The 7,582-nt window shown below is 73.4% G+C and carries 8 protein-coding genes; 5 read left to right on the top strand and 3 right to left on the bottom strand.

What is annotated here, in order from left to right; genetic code table 11:
• Positions 1-159 precede the first annotated feature (159 nt).
• The 3 genes from ACFV2J_RS28870 (at position 160) to lnt (ending at position 3,395) form a co-directional block, all read left to right on the top strand.
• Positions 160-1,155 carry an LLM class flavin-dependent oxidoreductase gene (locus tag ACFV2J_RS28870; protein ID WP_385096113.1) on the top strand — a complete coding sequence of 332 codons (996 nt, stop codon included), beginning with the start codon at positions 160-162 and terminating at the stop codon, positions 1,153-1,155.
• A gap of 93 nt (positions 1,156-1,248) precedes the next feature.
• Positions 1,249-1,734 (top strand): nuclear transport factor 2 family protein, encoded by a 486-nt coding sequence (locus tag ACFV2J_RS28865; RefSeq protein WP_385096116.1) that lies wholly within the window; start codon positions 1,249-1,251, stop codon positions 1,732-1,734.
• A 68-nt stretch (positions 1,735-1,802) separates the two neighbouring features.
• Complete coding sequence (gene lnt / locus ACFV2J_RS28860) at positions 1,803-3,395, top strand: apolipoprotein N-acyltransferase (protein ID WP_385096119.1); 1,593 nt, start codon at positions 1,803-1,805, stop codon at positions 3,393-3,395.
• Here the strand turns inward: lnt and ACFV2J_RS28855 are convergent.
• A complete protein-coding gene (locus ACFV2J_RS28855) occupies positions 3,313-4,224 on the bottom strand; it encodes a Gfo/Idh/MocA family protein (protein WP_385096122.1) in 912 nt (303 codons plus the stop codon). The genes lnt and ACFV2J_RS28855 overlap by 83 nt on opposite strands.
• 155 nt (positions 4,225-4,379) lie before the next feature.
• Between ACFV2J_RS28855 and ACFV2J_RS28850 the strand changes: the two genes are divergently transcribed.
• A complete protein-coding gene (locus ACFV2J_RS28850) occupies positions 4,380-4,892 on the top strand; it encodes a DinB family protein (RefSeq protein ID WP_385096125.1) in 513 nt (170 codons plus the stop codon).
• 293 nt (positions 4,893-5,185) lie between these two features.
• Positions 5,186-5,662: a hypothetical protein gene (locus ACFV2J_RS28845; RefSeq protein WP_385097826.1), complete on the top strand. Its 477-nt coding sequence runs from the start codon at positions 5,186-5,188 to the stop codon at positions 5,660-5,662.
• A 112-nt stretch (positions 5,663-5,774) separates the two neighbouring features.
• On the opposite strand, the gene ACFV2J_RS28840 is transcribed toward ACFV2J_RS28845, so the two are convergent.
• A complete protein-coding gene (locus ACFV2J_RS28840) occupies positions 5,775-6,338 on the bottom strand; it encodes a hypothetical protein (RefSeq protein ID WP_385097831.1) in 564 nt (187 codons plus the stop codon).
• A 144-nt stretch (positions 6,339-6,482) separates the two neighbouring features.
• Complete coding sequence (gene ung, locus ACFV2J_RS28835) at positions 6,483-7,166, bottom strand: uracil-DNA glycosylase (RefSeq protein ID WP_385097829.1); 684 nt, start codon at positions 7,164-7,166, stop codon at positions 6,483-6,485.
• Between the last annotated feature and the right edge of the window lie 416 nt (positions 7,167-7,582).

The following is a 7,582-nucleotide window of genomic DNA, read 5'->3' as shown; positions in this document are numbered from 1 at the left end:
CGGGGGGGGGGGGGGGGGGGGGGGGGGGGGGGGGGGGGGGGGGGGGGGGGGGGGGGGGGGGGGGTGGGGGGGGGGGGGGGGGGGGGGGGGTGGCGCGGGCCGGGGACGGGCGCGGTCCGGAGCCGCACGTGGCCGACGGCCGCTTTCTATACTGGGCGGATGATCACCGTGCCGCTCAGCGCGCTGGAAGTAGCCATGGTCCAGGCGGGCGCCCGGGCCTCCGACACGTTACGTGACACCACCGAGTTCGCCCGGCGGCTCGACGAGCTCGGATACCGGCGGCTCTGGTACGCCGAGCACCACCATTCCCCCGCCATCGGAGCGTTCCCGCCCGTCGTCCTGACCGCCCACGCGGCCGCGTCGACCTCGTCCGTCCGTCTCGGATCCGGCGGCGTCCTCGCCCCGAACCACGCTCCGCTCATGCTCGCCGAACAGTTCGGCACACTCGCCGCGCTGCACGCGGGCCGGATCGACCTGGGCATCGGCCGCGGCCCGGGCACCTTCGACGAGTCCACGGCGCGCGCCCTGCGGCGCGGAGCCGGACCGACGACGGACGACGAGTACCGCGACGACGTGTCGGAGATCCTGCGGTTCCTGGTGGAGGAGGTCGCGCTCGACCCGCTCCCGGAGCCGTGGCTGCTGTCCTCGAGCACGGCCGGTGCCACGCTCGCCGCGGAACTCGGGCTGCCGATCGCCTTCGCCCACCACATCCGCCCCGACAACACCCTCGCCGCGCTCCGCCACTACCGGGAGCACTTCTCCCCCTCCCGCTGGTGCGACCGCCCCCGCGTGCTGGTCTGCGTGGAGACGGTGTGCGCCGAGACGCCGGAGGAGGCCGCCCGGCTCGCGGGCCCCATGGACGTCGTCAAGGCCGGACTGCTCAAGGGGCGGGGCGACATCCCCTTCCCCACACCCGAGCAGGCGGCCTCCCACTCCTTCACCGCACCGGAGTCACGGGCCCTGACGGCCTTCCGCTCCCACCAGGCCCACGGCACGCCCGACACCGTCGCGGCACACCTGACGGACCTGGCCGAGGCGACCGGCGCGGACGAACTCATGCTCGTGACACCCGTCTACGCGCTGACCGACCGTCTGAAGTCCTACGCACTCGTCCGACAGCACGTCATGACGCCGGCGGAGCAGCTCCCCGGGTAGATCGCGGGGCCGGCCGCGGACACCCGCGGTCCGGGCGGCGAATGTCGCTGCACGCCCCTTGGCTGCGCAGGCCCGGTGGCCAACACTGAGCCGATGACGCAGCGTGTGGAGCTCGCGACCGTGATGGACCGGTTCGCCGTGGACGGACTCGTCACCGAGTACGCGGTGGCCGTCGACGACGGCGACTGGGAGGCGTACCGGCGGCTGTTCGCGCCGGACGGCCGCGCGGACTACCGCTCCGCCGGCGGTATCGAGGGGGACGCCGACCAGGTCGCCGAGTGGCTCGCGCGGAGCATGGAGCTGTTCCCCATGCGCCAGCATCTGATCGTCAACCGGCGACTGCGGTTCGGCGTACTGGACCAGGACAGCGGCGACACGGCCCGGGTCCAGGCCGACTACATCAATCCGATGCGCCTCGCGGGCCGGGACGGCGGATCCACCGCGCCGGACTTCGTGTGCGGCGGCCGGTACGCCTTCGGACTGGTGCGTACCGACCTCGGCTGGCGCCTGCGCGAGGTGGTCGTCCAGGAGAAATGGCGCCGCACGCCGCTGCCGCGCCAGGAACCCGCGGCGACCTGACCGGACGCACCCTGTCGGAGATCGTCTTCGAGGCGCACACTGGAGGACCACCGGGGCGGGAGGCGCGTATGACGAAGTCCGAGCGTTGGCTCGCCTCTCCTTGGCGGCGTGCGATCGTCGCCGCGCTGGCGGGATCGCTGCCGGTGTTCGCCTTCCCCGCCCCGTCCTGGTGGTGGTTCGCGTACGTCGCCCTCGTGCCCTGGATCCTGCTGGCCCGCACCGCCCCGACCGGCCGACGCGCCGCGTACGACGGCTGGTTCGGCGGCCTCGGATTCATGCTGGCCGTGCACCACTGGCTGCTGCCGAGCCTCAACGTCTTCACGGTCGTGATCGCGGCACTGCTCGGGACGCTGTGGGCGCCCTGGGGCTGGCTCGTACGGCGGTTCCTCGGCGGTGTGCCCTCGGCCGGGCAGGTCGGGACCGCGCTCGTGGTGCTGCCGTCGGGCTGGCTGGGCGTCGAACTCGTCCGCTCCTGGCAGGGATTGGGCGGACCGTGGGGGCTGCTCGGGTCGAGCCAGTGGCAGGTGACGCCCGCGCTGCGGCTCGCCTCGGTCGGCGGGGTGTGGCTGCTGAGCTTCCTGGTGGTGGCCGTCAACGTCGCGGTCGCGGTCCTGACGGCCGTGCGCCGGTCGCGCAGGCCCGCCGTCGCCACCGCCGTCACCGGACTGGTCGCCACCGCCGCCGCCACCTCGGCGGCCTGGGTGTGGTCCCCGCGCCCGGACACCTACGGCCACGTGCGCGTCGCCGTCGTACAGCCCGGCGTCATCGGCGGTGGCGCCGGAGCCGGTGCGGAGAAGCGCTTCGCACGCGAGGAGGAGCTCACCCGCGCGCTCGCCGGACGCCACGTCGACCTCGTCGTCTGGGGCGAGAGCAGCGTCGGCGTCGACCTGGCCGGCCGCCCCGACCTGGCGGACCGCGTCACCGCGCTGTCCCGCGAGACCGGCGCCGACATCCTCGTGAACGTCGACGCGCGCCGCTCCGACCGGCCGGGCATATACAAGAGTTCGGTGCTGGTGGGACCGCAGGGACCGACGGGCGCCCGCTACGACAAGATGCGTCTCGTCCCCTTCGGCGAGTACATACCGGCGCGTTCCCTCCTCGGCTGGGCGACCTCGGTCGGCAAGGCGGCCGGCGAGGACCGCAGGCGCGGCACCGAACAGGTGGTCATGGACGCCGGTCACGGGCTGCGGGTCGGACCGATGATCTGCTTCGAGACGGCGTTCCCGGACATGAGCCGGCATCTCGCGCAGGACGGCGCCGAAGTGCTGCTCGCCCAGTCGTCGACCTCGTCGTTCCAGGACAGCTGGGCGCCCGGGCAGCATGCCTCGCTGGCCGCGCTGCGGGCCGCCGAGACAGGCCGGCCCATGGTGCACGCGACCCTGACCGGCGTCTCCGCCGTCTACGGGCCGAGCGGCGAGCGGCTCGGCTCCTGGCTCGGCACGGACGCGAGCGAGGCGGCGGTGTACGAGGTGCCGCTGGCGCGGGGGGTCACCCCGTACGTCCGGTTCGGCGACTGGCCGGTGCACGGGGCGCTGCTGGTCCTGGCGGCCCTGTGCGCCACCGAGGGGGTCCGCGCGCTCAGGCTGCGGCGGAGCGCTCCTGGACCGCTCGCACCACCCGCTCGCACAGTTCATGAGTCGCCAGTGCGTCCCGGGCGCTGAGCACCTTGCCCGCGCGGACGGCGTCCAGGAAGAGGAGCACTCCCTGCTCGATGCCGCGCTGACGCGCGACCGGCACCCAGTCCCCGCGCCGTCGCACGCTGGGCTGGCCCTTGTGGTCGATCACCTCGGCGAGGTTGAGCACCTGACGCTTGGTGTCCTGGCCGGAGACCTCGAGGATCTCCTCGGCCGAACCGCTGAGCCGGTTCATCACACCGAGCGCCGTGAAGCCGTCGCCCGCGAGCTGGAGCACGACGTGGTGGAGCAGTCCGTCCTCCACCCGGGCCCGTACCGTCACATCGTCGACCGGCCCCGGCACCAGGAACCGCAGGGTGTCCACGACGTGGATGAAGTCGTCGAGGATCATCGTGCGCGGCACCTCGGGCAGCCCTATCCGGTTCTTCTGCATCACGATCAGCTCCCGCGGATGCTCCAGGCACTGCGCGTAACCGGGTGCGTGGCGCCGGTTGAAGCCGACGGCGAGGCTGACGTCGCGTTCCTCCGCGAGCCGGACCAGCTCTTCCGACGCGTCGAGTTCGTAGGCGAGCGGCTTGTCGACGAACGTCGGCACGCCCGCCTCCAGGAGCCGCGTGACGATCTCGGGGTGCGCCACGGTCGCCGCGTGCACGAACGCCGCGTCGAGATCCTGGGCCAGCAGTTCCGTGAGGTCGGTGTGCCGCCGCTCCGGCGGAAGGTGGAGGCCGTCGGCGACCCGGGCGAGCGTCTCGGGCGTCCGTGTCTGGAGATGCAGCTCGACCCCCGGCTGGACGCCGAGCACCGGCAGGTACGCCTTCTGCGCGATGTCACCGAGTCCGATGCAGCCGACCTTCACGAGGTCTCCTTCGTTCGCCGATGCTGACCTGGTCGGAAGCATACGGGCGTCACGGCGGCCGCCGGTCGGCGATGCCGGGCCGGTCGCCCGGAGGCCCCGGTCCCCGGAGGAAAACCCCGTGGTGACCGGCGGCCCTCCTCCGGGAGGATGCGGGCATGACGATTCAGCGCAGCGAACCCGCCACCGACGCCGGCGAACGAGCCAAGCTGGAAGGCTGGCTCGACTACCACCGTCAGACCCTCGAGACGAAGTGCGAGGGTCTGGACGACGCACAGCTCAGGACCGCTTCGGTCGAGCCGTCCGAGCTGTCCCTGCTCGGTCTGGTGCGGCACATGGCGGAGGTGGAGCGCAGCTGGTTCCGCCGGGTCCTGGCGGCCGACGACGCGGGGCCGATCTACTACAGCGACGAGGACCGGGACGGGGAGTTCCATCTGACCGAGGCGGACACCTGGGACGAGGCGTACGCCACCTGGCAGGCCGAGATCGCGGTCGCCCGGGCCAACGCGGCCCGCTTCGCCCTGGACGACACCACCGAGGGCCGGACCAGGTTCACCGAGGCCCCGCTCAACCTGCGGTGGATCTACACCCACATGATCGAGGAGTACGCCCGTCACAACGGTCACGCCGATCTGATCCGTGAGCGGATCGACGGGACCACCGGCGACTAAGGGCTGTCCCGTAATCCTCGGTGGATCAGCGCGCGGCGTCAGATGCGGTGCATCGCAAGGCGGAGGGTCGTCCTCATACTGGGTGTATTCGGGCGATCCGACAACGCGGCGAGGTGCCGTAGCTGTCGTCGTGCGCCCGCCGGGGATTACGGGACAGCCCTTAGGTACGAGCCGGTGGCGCGGGTCACCCTGCGGCCGCCGGCACCCGCCGGAGGAGCGGAAGGATCACCCGTGCGGGGCATCCTGCGCCGGTCGGCTCCCCGAAGCGGCCCGGACGCAGCAGAGTTGCGCGCGTGCATCGAACGACGACGACCGCGACGCTCCTGGTCACCGTGGCGGTCACCGCCCTCACCGGCTGTGTGACCGTCCAGCGGCCCTCCGCTCCCGGCCCGCCCTCCGCTCCCTCCGTACCGTCGCCGCGTCCGGACGGCACCACAGGGGAGCGGGTCGTGCAGCCTCCGGCGCGGGAGGCGCTGGAACGCGTCGGACCGTCGCGGAGCCCCTCACCTGAACCGGCCCGTGCCGCGGCGCGACACCGGCCCGCCCCGCCCGCGCAGGCCGCACCCCAGGTGCCCGCCCCGCGCCACGCCCCCGTCGCGCCGCACCCCGCGCCGAAACCGCACCGGCCGGCCCACCACCATGCCGCCGTCCCGCCCCCGGCGACGAATCCGCAGAAGGGCCAGGACGTGTGCGCTCTCGGCAGGAAGTACGGCGGCTGGAGGCCGGGCAGTCCCGAAGCGGTCATCTGCAAGGGCACGTACGGCCGTTGAGCCGCCCGACGCCCCTACGTGAGCCCCAGGGCGCCGCGCCCAGGCCCGGCGGCGTCCTACGGGCAGTCCGTCCGACGCGCCGCGCACCCCGCCGGCGATCACGGACCGGCCGTCAGGGACGCTGTCGCGGCGGCCCCAGCGTCTCTCCTCCCGGGCCGCCGAACCGGCCGGGCCCCTCCCCCGGTGTCCCCTCCGACGGTCCCTCGTCGTCGAGCCTCAGCTCCAGCCGGCCGATCGCCGCGCGTACCCCGTCGCCGTAGCGGTCCTCGCCGAGGAAGCCGACCGCGCCGCGGGCCCGGCGCAGATGGCTGCGGGCGGCGTCCGAGCGGCCGAGCTTCACGTAGTCGGCCGCCAGGTTCAGGTGCAGCGACGGGTAGAACGCCCGTACCGCGAGCGACTGGTGGTGCTCGGCGACCCGGTCGTCCCCGAGTTCGTCGGCGGCCGACAGTGCCCGCAGGTCCCACGCCAGCTCGTCCGAGGGATCGTCCTGGGTGTCCGCCATGTAGTGCGCCAGGGTGCAGCGGTGCAGCGGGTCGCCGTCCTCGCCGATCTCCGCCCACAGGTCCAGGAAACGGCCCCGGGCCTCCTCGCGGTCGCCTCCGTGGTGCAGCATGACGGCCTGCCCGATCCGGGTCATCATGGCGTCCGGCGCCGTCTGCTCCTGCTGCTCCGCCACCGCGTCCTCCAGGCTCGTCACTGTCTCCGCCGACGCTAACCGCAGCCGCCGCCAAACCGGCTCAGGCGCCCCCGTACGCCGCCGGACCGGGCCGGGGAGGGCCTGGCCGGGCCCCCGCCCGGCCCAGCCGTCCCGCTCCCCGGGTCAGCCGAGGTCCGGAATCCGCCAGTCGATCGGCTCGTGGCCCTGCCGTGCCACGGCCTCGTCGATCTGTGTGAACGGCCGGGAGCCGAAGAACTTCTTGGCGGAGAGCGGCGAGGGGTGCGCGCCCTTCACCACGATGTGCCGGTCCTCGTCGATGAGCGGGAGCTTCTTCTGGGCGTAGTTCCCCCACAGCACGAAGACCGCCGGATCGGGCCGGTCGGCCACGGAGCGGATCACCGCGTCCGTGAACCTCTCCCAGCCCTTGCCCTTGTGGGAGTTGGCCTCACCGGAGCGCACGGTCAGCACCGCGTTGAGCAGCAGGACGCCCTGCTCGGCCCACGGCATCAGATAGCCGTTGTCCGGGATCGGCGTACCCAGCTCCTCCTTCATCTCCTTGTAGATGTTCCGCAGGGAGGGCGGGGTCCGCACTCCGGGGCGCACCGAGAAGCACAGGCCGTGCCCCTGGCCCTCGCCGTGGTACGGGTCCTGGCCGAGGACCAGCACCTTCACCCGCTCGTACGGTGTCGCGTCCAGCGCGGCGAAGACCTCCTCGCGCGGAGGGTAGACGGGACCCTTGGCTCGCTCCTCCTCGACGAACTCGGTGAGTTCCTTGAAGTAGGGCTGCTGCAGTTCCTCGCCGAGGACGCCGCGCCAGGACTCGGGCAGCATGGCGGTGTCGGTCACGTCAACTTCCTCCGATGTACGGTCACTTCCAGGCCTCAGAACCTACAGGCGACCACTGACAGGCGTCCGCGCACCCCTTGCCACCAGCGCGTATGCCCCCTGTCACCCGGCGGATCCCGTCCTCGCGGCCGGCAGCACAAGGCTCCTCGGTCCGCCGTCTGCGCTCACACCCCGCCACCGGCCGGTCCCGCGGTGCGACGCCCGCTCGTCGTGATCGTCGACGAGGGGCCGCCGGGCGGAACGGCTCCGCGGGGCCCCGAGATGCCCCGGGTGAGCGGGCGCCGCACCCTGGAACTGAGCCCTCACGGCGTCACCGAGCTTCTCCCCCGACGTGGCGGGGCGGGTCCCCACCGCCGGGGGGGGGGGGCCCCGCCGTGGGCGCGGACCCCCCCCGTGACCCCGCGGGGACGGGGGTG

It is taken from the genome of Streptomyces sp. NPDC059668, assembly GCF_042734135.1.
Taxonomy (GTDB): domain Bacteria; phylum Actinomycetota; class Actinomycetes; order Streptomycetales; family Streptomycetaceae; genus Streptomyces.
Note: the sequence above shows the minus strand (reverse complement) of the source record. Positions and strands in the feature narration are given on the sequence as shown.